This window comes from Rhizobium sp. BR 314 (genome assembly GCF_047445805.1).
Classification (GTDB): domain Bacteria; phylum Pseudomonadota; class Alphaproteobacteria; order Rhizobiales; family Rhizobiaceae; genus Rhizobium; species Rhizobium lusitanum_B.
This window is the reverse complement of record NZ_JARWLA010000008.1, coordinates 175,165-188,942: the sequence shown is the minus strand read 5'-3', so window position 1 is coordinate 188,942 and position 13,778 is coordinate 175,165. Positions and strand designations below refer to the sequence as shown.

Genomic DNA, 13,778 nt, shown 5'->3' with positions numbered 1-13,778 from the left:
ATCAAGAGGCTATGTGCCTCAGTCTCAGGAAGAATGCTGGATCAGGTCCCAGGTGTTGCCATAGGGATCGGCAAAGACGGCCACCGTGCCATAGGCTTCCTGGCGCGGCTCCTCCCGGAACTTGACGCCTTTGGCAAGCATCGCGGCGTGATCGCGGGCAAAATTATCGGTCTTGAGAAAGAAGCCGACGCGGCCGCCGGTCTGGTTGCCGATCGCGGCGCGCTGGCTGTCGTCTGCCGCCTGGGCGAGCAATAAGGCCGCCCCTTCCGCGCCCTTCGGCCTGACGACGACCCAGCGCTTGCCTGTCGGCTGCGCCTCATCGTGCAGACAATCGAAACCGAGGCAATCGCAATAGAAGGCCTTGGCACGATCATAATCGTCGACGACGAGAGCAACCAGAAAGAGGGACTGAGGCATCGGATATCTCCGCATGTGATGAAATCACCTCCCGCCGAGCTTGCAGGGAGAGAGCACAGACAGGCGACTATGGACAAAGAGCGAGCGCGCAGCAAACGGGATTGACCGTGTTCTTGCTCTCAAGGTCTGCGCGATGATGTGTCTGTAGGCGGCCTGCCCTAAAATGCTTGAGAGGACGGCCCTTATTGGACCGGACGGAGCGACTTGCACAGTTCCCGCGCCGAGGCGAAATCCGTCTGGACCATGCCAATCAGACGATAACCCGCAGCCTCATAAAAAAGGCGCGCCCTCTCATTGGCAACAACGTGCATCCGAGCGGCTCCCAATACTACCGCACGAGCTTCGGCTGTTGCCAGCAGCTTGGCTCCGATGCCATTTCGCCAAAATGAGGGAGCTACGAAAAGGTCCTCCAGCTCAGCGTGGGAGGCATCATCTCCAGGCAGTATGGTTACAAACCCGGCGATTGTTCCCTCTAGCTCCGCGACGATGATGTGGGGCAGATGCTCCCGCGAGACGTGCCGTGCATCCGGCAAGTTCTGCAGTTCCTCGACAAAGTCTCCCCACGCGACAGACGCACGAAACTTGAGCTCGCCAAGCTCGGTGAGATCGGCCTCGCGTGCCTCACGCAAATGGATCTGCATTTTCACGTGAAGGCACTTCCTTGCTGTTCCGTACCCTTGGCGGGGCGAAGAATCTTGCTTACTCCCCGTTCACCGTCTTCGCGTCGGAAGCAGCGGCCGCCGGGCGCTTGCGGTTGATATTGCGGCGGATCATGCCGAGATCGGCGCCCCCGATCAGGAAAGCAACAACGAAATAGACTGCCATGGCGATAGCGATCAGCAGGCCGAGCGTGCTGACCTTGCTGACGAGAGTTGTGCCAGACGCCAGATATTCTCCCCAGCGGTGCTGGAGATAGATGATGACTCCGGTCATGACACCAGCCGCAACGAGCAGCAGAGCGGTGCGGCGGGCAAGGGCCCATTCCCAGGCAAGGTGACCCCGGCGCAAAAGCGTCGTGAAGAGCAGCACCGTGCTGATCCAGCCGGCCGTCGCCTCGGCGACTGCGATGCCGGGCGCCCCGAGATAGGGGAAGAGGCTGAGCGCGATCGCGCAATTGGTGGCGACGGCGATGGCAGAGAAGCGCATCGGCGTCTTGGTATCCTCGCGGGCGTAGAAGCCCGGCTGCAGCGCCTTGATCAGCACGAAGGCCGGCAGGCCCAAGCCGTAAATCGCCAGGATTGAGCCGACAATGACGGTGTTTTCCTGATGAAAGGCGCGGCGCTCGTAGAGCACGCGGATGATATCGTCCGAGAGAACCCAGAGCGCCATGGCGGCCGGCAAGGTTAGGAACAGCACGAATTCGATCGAGCGGTTCTGCAGATTGCCGGCTTCCTTCAGATGGCCCGACTTCAGGGCGCGGGCCAGCTCCGGCAGGAGCACGACACCGACGGCGACGCCGACAACGCCGAGCGGCAGCTGGTAGATGCGGTCGGCATATTGCAGGGCTGCAATCGCGCCTTCGCGGCTCGACGCAATCGCCTGGCCGATCATCTGGTTGATCTGGGTGATGCCACCGGTTACGGCGGCCGGAATGGCAAGGATCAGCAGGCGCTTGACGTTCGGCGTGAAGTGCGGCCAGCGGAAACCGATATTGATGCCGGCAAACCGCACGCCGATATAGACGACGAGCAATTGCAGGACACCCGCAACAAGCACGCCCCAGGAGAGATACCAGGCGGTCTGCAGCGGCAGAGCGCCGAAATAGAGCGAATAAAACAGCGCCCCGATCATCACGACATTGAGGAAGACGGGCGCCACGGCCGCCGCGAAGAAATGATGAAGCGAATTCAGCATGCCGCTCATCATCGCCGTCAACGACATGCACATGAGATAGGGGAACATCACGGCCGCCATGCGCACCGTGATCGAGAATTTGTCCGGATCGTCGGCAAAACCGGGAGCGATGATCCAGCGCACGATCAGCGGCATGCCCAGTTCCATCACGACGGTGATCAGGAACAGGACCGAGAAGAGAACGCCGAACACCTCTTCCGAGAAGCGTTTCGCGCCCTCGATACCGTTGGCCTCGATCTCCTTGGCAAAGAGCGGCACGAAGGCGGCATTGAAGGCGCCCTCGGCAAACAGGCGGCGGAAGAGATTCGGAAAGCGGAAGGCGGCGTAGAAGACGTCAGCCATCGGGCCGGTGCCGAGGGCTGCGGCCATCAGCGTTTCGCGAGCAAAGCCGAAGATGCGGCTGCCGAGCGTCGCGCCACCGACCGTGATGAATTTCTTGACTAGGCTCATACGGCTGAACCGGCTTTCTTTTCAGTGTCTGGGGTTTCGGCGGCAACGGCACGCGTGGGGGCCGGCGCGATGATGCCGGATGGCATGCGCTCGCGCATTTCGTCCTCCTCACCCGCCATCACAGCCTTCAGGCGCGCAGTAATGTTGGCCCGCTTGTTTTCGTTGGCGATCTTCTGTCCGACCAGATCGGTGACGTAGAAGGTGTCGATCACCTTCTCGCCAAAGGTGGTGATACGGGCAGATTGAATATCGAGCGACAGATCCGAGAGGACGGCCGTTATTTCCGACAAGAGGCCGGTGCGGTCGAGACATTCGACCTCAATGACCGTGAACTTGTTGGAGAGGCTGTTGGTGATGATCACTGATGGCGGGATGACGAAGGCCTTGTTCTTGCGCCGGTTCTTCGAACGCGTCGCAATGACTTCCGGCAACCGCTTGCGACCGGCTAACACATCCTCGATCATCTTGCCGATGGTGCCGGCACGGCGCAGCTCGTCGGCATCGTCGGCAAATTCGCGACTGACATGGATGGTGTCGAGAGCGCGGCCGTCCGATGTCGTGAAGATCTGCGCGTCGGCAATATTGGCGCCGGCTGCAGCGCAAGCGCCGGCGATGACGGTCAACAGGCGCGGATGGTCGGGCGACAGCACGGTGATCTCGGTAATGGCATGGAAGCTGTCAGTGCGGACCATAGTGGCGAGCACCTTGCCCGCTTTATCCGTCTGACGGATGAACTTCGTATGCCGGACCTGATCTTCCAGCGGCACCGATAGCAGATAGGGCTGATAGTGCAGCTTGACGTAGTTGTCCCGGTCCTTCCTGCTCCAGTCGGCAAGCGCCTCGTCGAGCGCCTGAGCAGCGGCCTCTGCGCGCTCCTTGCGCGACACTTCGGAGAAGCCGCCGGCCAGCAGCAGCTCGGTCTCATAATAGAGGGTGCGCAGCAGCTGGCCCTTCCAGCCGTTCCAGACGCCGGGGCCGACGGCGCGAATATCGCAGACCGTCAGGATCAGCAGCATCTTCAACCGGTCGAGCGACTGCACGCGGTCGGCAAAATCGATGATCGTCTTGCGGTCCGTCAAATCGCGGGTCTGAGCGACCATCGACATTGTGAGATGCTCGGCGATCAACCAGACCACAAGCTCCGTCTGCTTCGGCGAAAGGCCGAAGCGCGGGCAAAGCTTGCGTGCCACCTTGGCGCCGGCTTCCGAATGGTCCTCTTCACGGCCCTTGGCGATATCGTGGAGAAGCACGGCGACATAGAGCGCGTCGCGATCCTCGATGCCGGGCATCAGCTTGTTGGTCAGCGGATGGATATCCTCGACCTTGCCCCTGTCGATCTCCGACAGCACCTCGACAGCGCGGATCAGGTGCTCATCCACCGTATAGTGGTGATACATGTTGAACTGCATCATCGAGACGATCTTGCCGAATTCCGGAATGAAGCGGCCGAGCACGCCGGCCTCGTTCATGCGGCGGAGGATCAGGGCCGGATCACGTTTCGACGTCAGAATGGAAAGGAAAAGCCGGTTCGCCTCCTCGTTCTCGCGCAGATCGTTGTCGATCAGATTCAGCGAGCGCGTGACGCGCTTCAGGGCATCCGGGTGGAATTCCAGCCCGTTGATATCGGCGACGAAAAACAGCCGGATCAGGCTGACAGGGTCGCGTTTGAAGACATCGGGGTTGGCGAGCGCGATACGGCCGCGATCCTCGACGAACTCAACCGTGCCTGGGATCTTGCGCGAGCGGTTAGCGAAACGGCTGATGACGCCGGTCAGCCCCGGAGTCGCCTTCGCCTGCTGGTCCTCGAGCGCGGCGCAGAGGATGCGCGTGAGATCGCCGACATCCTTGGCGACAAGGAAGTAGTGCTTCATAAAGCGCTCGACGGCGGAAAGGCCCGGGCGCGCATGATAGTCGAGCGCTGCCGCGATATCGCGCTGGATATCGAAGGAGAGCCGCTCCTCCGCCTTGCCGGTCAGGAAATGCATGTGGCAGCGCACGGCCCAGAGGAAATCCTCCGCCTTCTCGAACAAGCGGTATTCCTGCTTCGACAGCACGCCGAGCTTCACCAGTTCGACCGGATCGCGGACGTGGTAGTAATATTTAGAGATCCAGAACAGCGTGTGCAGATCGCGCAGACCGCCCTTGCCTTCCTTGACGTTCGGCTCGACCAGATAGCGGGTATCGCCGGCCTTGCGGTGGCGCTCGTCACGCTCAGCAAGCTTGGCGGCGATGAATTCTGGGCCGGTATTGGTGACGATTTCCTTGTCGAAACGCGCCTGCAGCTCGCGGGTCAACGGCTCGTTGCCGCAGATATAGCGGGTTTCGAGAACCGCCGTGCGCACCGTCATGTCGGATTTGGCCTGACGGATGCACTCCTCGACAGTGCGCGTGGCGTGGCCGACTTTGAAGCCCATGTCCCAGAGCATGTAGAGGATGAACTCGACAGCCTTGTGGGTCTCGCCGTCCGGCTTCGGGTGGAACAGGAAAAGAAGATCGATATCCGAACCCGGCGCCAGCGTATCGCGCCCATAACCGCCGACGGCTGTGACGGAGAAACTGCCGGCCTGCTTCAGGTAAACGTGCTGGATCGTGAAATCGTAGAGGACCGTAATGATCTGGTCCTGCAGCCAGGATATGCGGTGCGCGCAATCCAGGCCGCCGCCCTGAGCATCCAGTAGACGCCGGGCCTCTTCGCGCCCTTCCTGGCTCGCCTTTTTCAGAAGAGCGAGCAGCGCTGACCGTTCGTCGTTCTTATCCAGATGGCGCTTGGCAAGTGCCTCGCATTCCGCCCTTAGCGCGGAAACGTCGAGAACAGCCGGAAAATCGATGTCATGCATTTCCATGCTCTGCCGACCGGATTCCTGTTCTTTGACGGCGGGCCGCCGCCGGCGCGCCTGTCTTTTCGTCTGCATGCGCTATAGCCTCTTTGTCCGGCGATTGACACAGGCAATCTGCGCCCGCATTCATCATCCGGCGTGAGCCAAACCCGCAGCGCCGACAATCTCGGCATTTTATCGGATCAAGGTTGATGAAGCGTGACGCGCAATCAACGCAGAAATCGGCAGTTTTAGGGCGAGAGCATGATGCCAAAAGGTGTCAGCGGCGTTCGGCCGATATCATGCTCTAATTCCTTGAATCCACTTTAGGCATCTCAAGCGTCCGCCTAAGCTCGTTCAAGCTATGAAGGATGTTGCGCGACTGGGCACCGATCTGCATCACCATTTCGCGCTCGCACTCCCAGTAGCCGGCCTTGGCAATGCTGGAACAGATGTCGGAAATGCGGCTACACGACAAGGTGATATTGAGAAGGCCGCGATCGGACTCACAATCCGGCGCTTCGCCCTCGCCGCAGATCTTGCCGCGCGCGGCGATCGGAGAAAAGCGCTCGGCCAGAATCCGGACTTCGGCGAGAAGATTTTCGAGATGCATGCTTGTGTCCTTGGAAGTCGCCTTCGATCAGCCGGCTTTGTTCAGGGTTTTCTTCAGCTCGTAGAGCACATCGAGGGCGGCTCGCGGCGTAAGGTCATCGAGGTCGAGCGTCTTCAACCTCTCTTCGACCTTTGACGGCTCACGCCGCCCGACGGCCTCCTCGCGGCGAACCGCGACCTGGAAGAGAGGCAGATCATCGATCAGTTGGCTTGCCGGATTCTTGCGGTCCGCATCTTCGAGGCGCGTCAGAACGTCGCGGGCACGCGCCACCACGGAAGTTGGCAGGCCGGCGAGGCGTGCCACCTGAATGCCATAGGAACGATCAGCAGCACCCGGCCCGACCTCGTGCAGGAAGATGACGTCGCCATCCCATTCCTTGACGCGCATGGTGGCATTGGAGAGCCGCCCGAGCTTTTCCGACAGTACGGTCAGCTCATGGAAATGGGTGGCAAAGAGACCACGGCAGCGGTTGGCCTCATGCAGGTGCTCGACGGCAGCCCACGCGATGGACAGGCCGTCGAACGTGGCGGTGCCACGGCCAATCTCGTCAAGGATGACGAGGGAGCGTTCGGTCGCCTGATTGAGGATCGCGGCCGTTTCGACCATCTCGACCATGAAGGTCGATCGTCCCCGCGCCAGATCGTCGGACGCGCCGACGCGCGAGAACAGCCGGTCGACAATGCCGATATGGGCCGATGCCGCAGGCACGAAAGAGCCCATCTGCGCGAGAATGGCGATCAAAGCATTCTGGCGCAGAAAAGTCGACTTACCGCCCATGTTCGGGCCGGTCAGCAGCCAGATGGCGCCATCCTTGCCATCGGACTTCGGCGAGAGGTCACAATTGTTGGCGACGAAGGGGCCGCCGGCCTGACGGCGCAACGCCTGCTCGACGACCGGGTGACGGCCGCCTTCAATGGCAAACATGCGACTGCCATCGACGACGGGCCGGCAATAGGCCTGCTCTTCGGCAAGCAGAGCAAGCCCGGCCGCGACATCGATCACCGAGAGCGCACGGGCGCCGGTCTTAATCGCCTCGGCAGCCACCACCACAGCCGCGACCATGCGATCGAAGGCTTCCAGTTCGATCGCCAGCGCCTTGTCGGCCGCATTGGCGATGCGGCTTTCGAGGTCGGCGAGTTCCGTGGTGGTGAAGCGCATGGCATTCGCCATGGTCTGGCGATGGATGAAGCGCGCCTTGGCTTCGCTCGTATCCGTCATCGGCCCGGCATTGCCGGCCGTCACTTCGATGAAATAACCGAGCACGTTGTTATGCTTGATCTTCAGCGACCTGATACCGGTTTCCTCGGCATATTGCAGCTGCAGGCCGGCGATGACGCGGCGCGACTGGTCGCGGAGTGCCCGCACTTCGTCCAGCTCCGCATTCGCGCCTTCCCGCAGGAAGCCGCCGTCACGCTTCAGCAAGGGCAATTCGTCGGCCAGGGTCGCGGCGAGCATCGCTTCGAGATCGGCGGGCAAGGCACTGAGCCCGGCGAGTGCTGCCTTCAACTCCTCAGGCAGGAGCGCCGCTCCGAGCATGCGGGCAACGTCAGTCGCGGCTGCCAATCCCTGGCGGATCGCCCAGAGATCACGCGGGCCGCCGCGGTCGAGCGCAAGGCGCGACAAGGCGCGCGGCATATCGGGCACATGCTTCAGGGCCGCTCGAAGATCGCTTGAAAGCGATGGCTCGTCAGCCAGGAAGCCGATCGAATCCAGACGTTCGTTGATGCGCTGGGGATCGGTCAACGGCGACATCAGCCTTTCCGCGAGAAGACGGGCCCCACCGCCGGTCACGGTGCGATCGATCGCCTTCAGGAGCGAACCATTGCGATCGCCGGAAAGCGTTCGCACTAGTTCGAGATTGGCGCGGGTGGCGGGATCGATGAAGAGAGTCGAAGCGCCGCTTTCGCGCTCCGGCAAGCCGAGCGGCGGCCGTTCGGCAAGCTGGGTCTTTTCGACATAGGCGATGGCAGCAGCAGCAGCGGCCAGTTCGGCGCGACTGAAGGTGCCGAAACCATCGAGCGTCGACACGCCGAAGTAGCGGGTGATGCGCCCCTCAGCGCTGGCGCTGTCGAACAGCACGGCCGGCTGCGGAACAGCGGTGCGGCCGAGAATATCGAAAACCGGCTTCAGTTCCGGATCGTGGAACATCGTATCCGGCAGGATCAGCTCTCTCGGATCGATGCGCAGGATATCGGCGAGCAGTCGCGAAGCTTCCGTCTCGGCGAGACGAAAGACACCCGTTGAGATATCGATCCAGGCGAGCGCAAGCTGCGGCTCGGCACCACCGCGAATGCGGGTCAGCGTCATCAGGTAGTTGGATTCCGAAGGCGAAAGCAGTTTTTCTTCGGTAATCGTGCCTGGGGTCACCAGGCGCACGACGTCGCGGCGAACAACCGATTTGCCGCCGCGCTTCTTCGCCTCGGCCGGATCTTCCACCTGCTCGCAAACGGCGACGCGGAAGCCAAGCGCGATCAGCTTCTGCAGATAGTCGTCGGCGGCATGAACGGGCACGCCGCACATCGGGATATCCTGCCCCATGTGCTGGCCGCGCCTCGTCAGCGTGATGCCGAGCGCGCGCGACGCATCGATGGCGTCCTCGAAGAACAATTCGTAGAAATCGCCCATGCGATAGAACAGAAGCGAACCGGGATTGTTCGCCTTGATCTCGATATATTGCTCCATCATCGGAGTTGCCGAAGCGCGGCTTTCCTCCGAGGCAAGCTCGGCGGCCGAGAAAGCATCGATGCTGGTGTTTATACGTTCGTTCACGGAGGTGCAGTTTTTCCAAAAAATGAGGTGTCACCCTATCCGCGCGCCGGTATAGAAGACAACAGCTATCGGGCAAGAGGGACCGGTCGCCCACAGGAGGTTTGGAGGAACAATGGCTGACAGCAAGAGCAAGTCGCGTCCGGGAACGGGGATCACGGATCAGGAAGCACTGGACTTCCACAAGCAGGGCCGCCCCGGCAAGCTCGAGATCAACCCCACCAAGCCTATGGCGACGCAACGTGACCTTTCCCTTGCCTACTCACCCGGCGTGGCCGTTCCCGTGAAGGCGATTGCCGCCGATCCGGCCACGGCCTACGACTACACGTCGCGCGGCAACATGGTCGCCGTCATCTCAAACGGCACAGCCATTCTTGGCCTCGGCAACCTCGGCGCGCTGGCCTCCAAGCCGGTGATGGAAGGAAAATCCGTTCTCTTCAAGCGCTTCGCAGATGTCGATTCGATCGACCTTGAGATCGACACCGAAAATGTCGACGAATTCATCAATTGCGTGCGTTATCTCGGCCCTTCCTTCGGCGGCATCAACCTGGAGGATATCAAGGCGCCGGACTGCTTCATCATCGAGCAGCGGCTGCGCGAACTGATGGACATTCCGGTCTTCCATGACGATCAGCACGGCACCGCCATCATCGCCGCCGCCGGCCTGATCAACGCGCTGGAACTGACCGGCCGCGACCTCAAGACCACGAAGCTGGTTTGCAACGGCGCAGGCGCTGCCGCTATCGCCTGTATCGAGCTGATCAAGGCGATGGGCTTCAACCCGGAAAACATCATCCTTTGCGACACCAAGGGCGTGATCTACCAGGGCCGTAGCGAAGGCATGAACCAGTGGAAGTCGGCGCATGCGGTCAAGACCGACAAGCGTACGCTGACGGAAGCGATGAAGGGTGCCGACGTGGTTCTCGGCCTTTCGCAGAAGGATGCCTTCTCCGAAGACATGATCCGCTCCCTGGCCGACAAGCCGATCATCTTCGCCATGGCCAATCCCGACCCGGAAATCACGCCGGAGGAAGTGGCCCGCATCCGCGACGACGCCATCATGGCGACGGGGCGCTCGGACTATCCGAACCAGGTCAATAACGTCCTCGGCTTTCCCTATATCTTCCGCGGTGCTCTCGACGTGCGCGCCACAACCATCAACGACGAGATGAAGATCGCCGCCGTCAACGCACTGGCAAGCCTGGCACGCGAAGACGTGCCTGACGATGTTGTGGCTGCCTATCAGGGCGCGCGCCCGCGTTTCGGCCCGCAATACATCATCCCTGTGCCGTTCGACCCGCGCCTCATCTCGGCCATTCCGGTCGCCGTTGCCAAGGCGGCGATCGAAAGCGGCGTCGCCCGTCGCGAAATGCCCGATATGGAGGCCTATGCCCGTGAACTTTCGGCCCGGCGCGACCCGATCGCCTCGACGCTGTCGCAGCTCTATGAACGCGTGCGCCGGCACCAGAAGCGCATCGTCTTCGCGGAAGCGGAAGAAGAACAGGTCATGCGCGCCGCACTCTCCTATGCGAACCAAGGGCTGGGCACCGCCATCCTGCTCGGCCGCGAGGATCTGATCCACTCCACCGCAGAGCGCGCCGGCATCGACCTCAACCGCCCAGGCCTCGAAATCGTCAACGCCCGCATTTCCAAGCGCGTGGACACCTATATCGACTATCTCTACGCCCGGCTGCAGCGTGACGGCTATCTACACCGCGACGTGACGCGCCTGATCCATAACGACCGTAATCACTTCGCCGCTTGCATGGTCGCTTTGGGAGACGCCGACGGCATGGTGACGGGCGTGACGCGCAACTACTCGACCGCACTTGGCGATGTGCGCCGCTGCATCGATGCCAAGCCGGGACATCGCGTCATCGGCGTGTCGATCGTGCTTGCCCGCGGCCGCACCGTCTTCGTCGCCGACACGGCCGTCCACGATATGCCGAGCGCCGAGGAGCTGGCAGAGATTGCCGAAGAAGCGGCCGGTTTCGCCCGTCGGATGGGCTACGAGCCGCGCGTTGCCATGCTCGCCTATTCCACCTTCGGCCATCCATCAGGCGAGCGGTCCGAGCGCGTGCGCGAAGCCGTGAACATCCTCGACAAGCGCCATGTGAACTTCGAGTTCGATGGCGAAATGGCGGCCGATGTGGCCCTGAACCGTAAGATCATGGAGAGCCTCTATCCGTTCTCGCGGCTTTCAGGCCCGGCCAACGTGCTGATCATGCCAGCCTTCCACTCGGCGGCGATCTCCACCAAGATGCTTCAGGAACTTGGTGGCTCCACGGTGATCGGACCGCTTCTCGTCGGCCTCGACAAGCCGGTGCAGATTACGTCGATGGGCGCCAAGGATTCCGACATCGTCAACATGGCCGCGATCGCCGCCTATGGTGCCGGCGCTTAATTCCAGCCGACGGACCAACAGCCGAACAAAGATGATGGCTGGCCGGTAAAATGAGTGTAGGATAGGGGCATGAGTGAAGCTCAGCCCCTATTCGAAGCGCTGCGCCATTCAGTGCGGCCTGAAATCGTCGATGCAATCGAGCGGATGGTTCTTGAGGCACCTGACCGCAAGCTCAATCGCGTGAATGCCCTCGCCTTCGCTGCCGACCATGGTTTCGATGAAGAACAAACCATCAGCACTTTCCTGCATGCGGCTCGGCTCGGTCTGTTCGAGATGTCCTGGAATGTGCTGTGCCCGGGATGTGGCGGCGTGCTGGACGTCAACACGTCGCTGCGAACCGTCCAGAGCGAATCCTACAGCTGCACTTTATGCGCTGCCGGCTATGAGCCGACGCTCGATGAGATGGTCGAAGTCACCTTCACCGTCAGTCCGCGCATACGCCACATCGCTGCCCACAATCCGCATCATTTGTCGCCTCTGGAGTATTTTCGCCAGATCTACTGGAGTTCAGGCATCGATCTTCCGGACGAGGGTTACGAGGAGAAGATCGACCAGTTCGTCATCGAAGCCCTGGAGTTGCCGCCGGGCGAAAAGGCTGTGGTATCGCTGCAGCTGCCGGCCGAATTCGTCATTATCTTCGATCCGGTTACCCACAGTGCTCAATTCCTCGATGTGAAGGGCGAGCCATCCAAGGAACGGCAGAGCATATCGCTGGTGCTCGATCGCATGCATCGGCTCAGCGAAACGGTGGAACTCAGACCGGGTCCGCTGCGCATCGTCATCGAAAATCATACCCAGGTTCGCACGCTGCCGTCGGTCTGCATCGCCAATGACGCACTTCATGGCGTGCTCGGCAATCGTCGGCCATTCCTGACCGCCAAGCGGCTGCTCTCCAACCAGACCTTCCGCGATATTTATCGAACGGAGACCATTGACATCAATCAGAGGCTGAAGATCGCCAGCCTTACCTTCCTTTTCACCGATTTGCGCGGCTCGACGGAACTCTATGAGCGGGTTGGCGATCTCGCGGCCTTCGACCTCGTCAAAACCCACTTCAGTATCCTGCATGAGATCGTAGGGGCGGAGGCCGGCGCCGTCGTCAAAACCATCGGCGACGCCGTGATGGCCACCTTCCCAACCCCAGACCGCGCGCTGGCGGCGGCGATGCGGATGCGCGATGCCATGTCGAGCCTTAACAAGGAACGTGGCAACGATGATCTTCTTCTGAAAATCGGCATCCATGAGGGGCCATGCATCGCCGTCAGCCTGAACGAGCGGCAGGACTACTTCGGGCAAACGGTCAATATCGCCTCACGCGTGCAACATCTGGCAACGTCGAGCGAGATATTCGCAACGAGCGCAGTGCTGCAAAATATCCGTGCCGCCGAGCTGCTGACGACGCGCGGCCTGAAGCCGCAATCGCACCACGTCTCGCTGCGCGGCATCACAGACGCAATCGATATTTTTGCGATTCCCTAGGACAGCTGATCCACAAGACAGATAGAACGGCTTGCCGTCTCCATGAAACGCTGAGCCGCTCTAATTGTGTCAGCTTGCGAAGCGACCGGCGTCCGCGCCGTAATAATTGACGTAGCGATCGGAAATGCTGGCGATCGGCAAGACGATCAGGACATCGGTCGTGTTGAAAGCCTGATCGACGACGGCCGTGGAACCGACCATGGCGCCGAGGCGCAGATAGCCCTTGATCAGCGGCGGCAACGCCATCAACGCCTTCTTCGGGTTGACGGCCTCGATCGGCATCAGATCCATGGTGCGGGCAAGCGACGGCAGAGCGCCGACAGCCCATTCATCCTTGGCGACTACATTATGATAGAGGAAGGACAAGGCCAACGCGTGCTGCTCCGGAAGAACGCCGGGGAAGGAGGCGCAACCGAACATCGCGCCCATGCCATGCTTCAGCGCATAGGCCCAGTTGCCCTGCCACAGCAGCTCGACCGTGCGCTTGGTGCGGTAATTCGGCAGGACACAGGAGCGGCCGAGTTCCATGAAGCGCTTGTCGGGATGGCGAGCGAGCAGCGCGTCGATGTCGAATTCCGAGGAAGAATAGAAGCCGCCATTGGCCATGGCCACTTCCTGGCGCAGCAGGCGATAGGTGCCGACGATCTGGTCTTCCGTGTCGCCTTCGAGCGAACGGTCCAGCACCAGAAGATGGTCGCAAATTGCGTCCCAGCTATCGATATCACGCTGCCGACGCATGGCGTCGGCCGGCAGCTGCGCGTTCATCTCCTCGACGAAAACGCGGTAGCGAACAGCCTGAGCGGCATCAATTTCGCGCGCCGAGCGTGCAAGGCGCGTTTCTAAATTTCCGATGCGTCCAAGCACATCGCTGGCAACCGGTTCGACCGTTGCCTTTGAAGACTGAACCATTTCGCCCTGAGCTTCGCGATTCAAAATTTCGATGGACATGGCGACTCTCCCCCTGCGGGCCGATATAGCG

General features: G+C 61.1%; 9 protein-coding genes. 2 read left to right on the top strand and 7 right to left on the bottom strand.

All coding sequences use genetic code 11. The features are described 5' to 3' along the window. Positions 1 to 24: 24 nt before the first annotated feature. The 6 genes from QD461_RS13925 to mutS all read right to left on the bottom strand — a co-directional run bounded on the left by QD461_RS13925 (position 25) and on the right by mutS (position 8,919). Complete coding sequence (locus QD461_RS13925; RefSeq protein WP_414088291.1) at positions 25 to 417, bottom strand: VOC family protein; 393 nt, start codon at positions 415 to 417, stop codon at positions 25 to 27. A gap of 182 nt (positions 418 to 599) precedes the next feature. Next, positions 600 to 1,058: a GNAT family N-acetyltransferase gene (locus QD461_RS13920; RefSeq protein ID WP_414088311.1), complete on the bottom strand. Its 459-nt coding sequence runs from the start codon at positions 1,056 to 1,058 to the stop codon at positions 600 to 602. A gap of 58 nt (positions 1,059 to 1,116) precedes the next feature. Beyond that, positions 1,117 to 2,721 (bottom strand): murein biosynthesis integral membrane protein MurJ, encoded by a 1,605-nt coding sequence (gene murJ, locus QD461_RS13915; RefSeq protein ID WP_414088290.1) that lies wholly within the window; start codon positions 2,719 to 2,721, stop codon positions 1,117 to 1,119. Continuing rightward, positions 2,718 to 5,633 carry a [protein-PII] uridylyltransferase gene (locus tag QD461_RS13910; RefSeq protein WP_414088289.1) on the bottom strand — a complete coding sequence of 972 codons (2,916 nt, stop codon included), beginning with the start codon at positions 5,631 to 5,633 and terminating at the stop codon, positions 2,718 to 2,720. Before QD461_RS13910 ends, murJ begins: the two co-directional genes overlap by 4 nt. Before the next feature lie 211 nt (positions 5,634 to 5,844). Continuing rightward, positions 5,845 to 6,150 (bottom strand): hypothetical protein, encoded by a 306-nt coding sequence (locus QD461_RS13905; protein WP_414088288.1) that lies wholly within the window; start codon positions 6,148 to 6,150, stop codon positions 5,845 to 5,847. Positions 6,151 to 6,177: 27 nt separating this feature from the next. Next, the gene (gene mutS, locus QD461_RS13900) at positions 6,178 to 8,919 is read right to left on the bottom strand and encodes a DNA mismatch repair protein MutS (RefSeq protein ID WP_414088287.1); all 2,742 of its coding nucleotides are present in this window, start codon (positions 8,917 to 8,919) and stop codon (positions 6,178 to 6,180) included. Between the two features lie 112 nt (positions 8,920 to 9,031). Here mutS and QD461_RS13895 point away from each other — a divergent pair, with 112 nt between their 5' ends. Further along, complete coding sequence (locus tag QD461_RS13895) at positions 9,032 to 11,320, top strand: NADP-dependent malic enzyme (RefSeq protein WP_414088286.1); 2,289 nt, start codon at positions 9,032 to 9,034, stop codon at positions 11,318 to 11,320. A gap of 69 nt (positions 11,321 to 11,389) precedes the next feature. After that, on the top strand, positions 11,390 to 12,799 hold the full coding sequence (locus tag QD461_RS13890; protein WP_414088285.1) for an adenylate/guanylate cyclase domain-containing protein: 1,410 nt from the start codon (positions 11,390 to 11,392) through the stop codon (positions 12,797 to 12,799). 69 nt (positions 12,800 to 12,868) lie between these two features. Here QD461_RS13890 and QD461_RS13885 read toward each other — a convergent pair whose 3' ends face one another. Then, positions 12,869 to 13,747 carry a GNAT family N-acetyltransferase gene (locus QD461_RS13885; RefSeq protein WP_414088284.1) on the bottom strand — a complete coding sequence of 293 codons (879 nt, stop codon included), beginning with the start codon at positions 13,745 to 13,747 and terminating at the stop codon, positions 12,869 to 12,871. Between the last annotated feature and the right edge of the window lie 31 nt (positions 13,748 to 13,778).

What these genes read in the sequence shown, in the direction of transcription:
- QD461_RS13895 (WP_414088286.1), top strand. Translation starts at nt 9,032, where the DNA reads ATGGCTGACAGCAAGAGCAAGTCGCGTCCGGGAACGGGGATCACGGAT.
- QD461_RS13925 (WP_414088291.1), bottom strand. Translation starts at nt 417, where the DNA reads ATGCCTCAGTCCCTCTTTCTGGTTGCTCTCGTCGTCGACGATTATGAT.
- murJ (WP_414088290.1), bottom strand. Translation starts at nt 2,721, where the DNA reads ATGAGCCTAGTCAAGAAATTCATCACGGTCGGTGGCGCGACGCTCGGC.
- QD461_RS13885 (WP_414088284.1), bottom strand. Translation starts at nt 13,747, where the DNA reads ATGTCCATCGAAATTTTGAATCGCGAAGCTCAGGGCGAAATGGTTCAG.
- QD461_RS13890 (WP_414088285.1), top strand. Translation starts at nt 11,390, where the DNA reads ATGAGTGAAGCTCAGCCCCTATTCGAAGCGCTGCGCCATTCAGTGCGG.
- QD461_RS13905 (WP_414088288.1), bottom strand. Translation starts at nt 6,150, where the DNA reads ATGCATCTCGAAAATCTTCTCGCCGAAGTCCGGATTCTGGCCGAGCGC.
- QD461_RS13920 (WP_414088311.1), bottom strand. Translation starts at nt 1,058, where the DNA reads ATGCAGATCCATTTGCGTGAGGCACGCGAGGCCGATCTCACCGAGCTT.
- QD461_RS13910 (WP_414088289.1), bottom strand. Translation starts at nt 5,633, where the DNA reads ATGCAGACGAAAAGACAGGCGCGCCGGCGGCGGCCCGCCGTCAAAGAA.